We start from the raw sequence: 847 nt of genomic DNA, 5'->3' as shown, positions 1-847 counted from the left end.
TGGGCGGCGCGGACGCGGCGGGCTGAAAGCGCCGCGGCGCGTGCCGAAAGGACATCACAATGGCAACGCGCACGCTTTTCGGCGCTTGCCATGAAGCATTTTGGCTTTCGCGTCGGCCCGAAGTCTCATGGCTCTGCCGGGTTGCGCGCCAGCACATTCACCTTCTTCTCTTCCATGCGCTTCGCTACGGGAATCTGGCATGAGCGAATACCAATACTACGAGTTTGCATGCGTCGACCAGCTGCTTACGGCGACCCAGCAGGCAGAGTTGCGCAGTTTCTCCACGCGGGCCACGATTACCGCCTCGAGCTTCGTCAACGAATATCACTGGGGCAACCTCAAGGGCGACCCGCTCGAGTGGGTACAGCAATATTTCGATGCCCACGTCTACTCCTCCAACTGGGGGAGCTGCCGCCTGCTTCTTCGCCTGCCGCGCGGGACGTTTGACGCGGCGACCCTCCGCGATTACGTCAAGGCTGGACGAAAGAGGCGCTCCCGTTTCGAGAAGGCGTTCGAGGCCATGGACGTCGATGACTGGTGCCTCCTCGACTGGTCGTTCAACGATGACTCGGGCGAACACGCCCGTTTCTCGGAGGAGATGGATGGTGCGGGGTGGATGACGCGCCTGCTGCCTGTACGCGACGAGCTGCTCGGCGGCGATGCTCGCCCGCTTTATCTTGGGTGGCTTGTCCGCCTCGCGAATGATGAGCTACACGATGACGAAATCGAACCGCCGGTGCCTGCGGGATTACAGGCGTTGACGCCCGCGCAGGTAGCACTGACCGAGTTTCTGATGCTGGATGCGGATTGGCTCGCCGCCGCCGCCGAGGCCAGCCCGTCATTATTG

Annotated in this window: 1 pseudogene; it reads left to right on the top strand. The window is 62.3% G+C overall.

Going from position 1 to position 847, the window contains the following annotated elements:
• Positions 1-199 precede the first annotated feature (199 nt).
• A pseudogene (locus AB3X98_RS42005) lies at positions 200-847 on the top strand (hypothetical protein); the annotation flags it as partial.

The organism is Paraburkholderia sp. BR14312 (assembly GCF_040948675.1).
GTDB lineage: Bacteria > Pseudomonadota > Gammaproteobacteria > Burkholderiales > Burkholderiaceae > Paraburkholderia > Paraburkholderia nodosa_A.
This window is presented reverse-complemented; position numbering and strand designations above follow the sequence as displayed.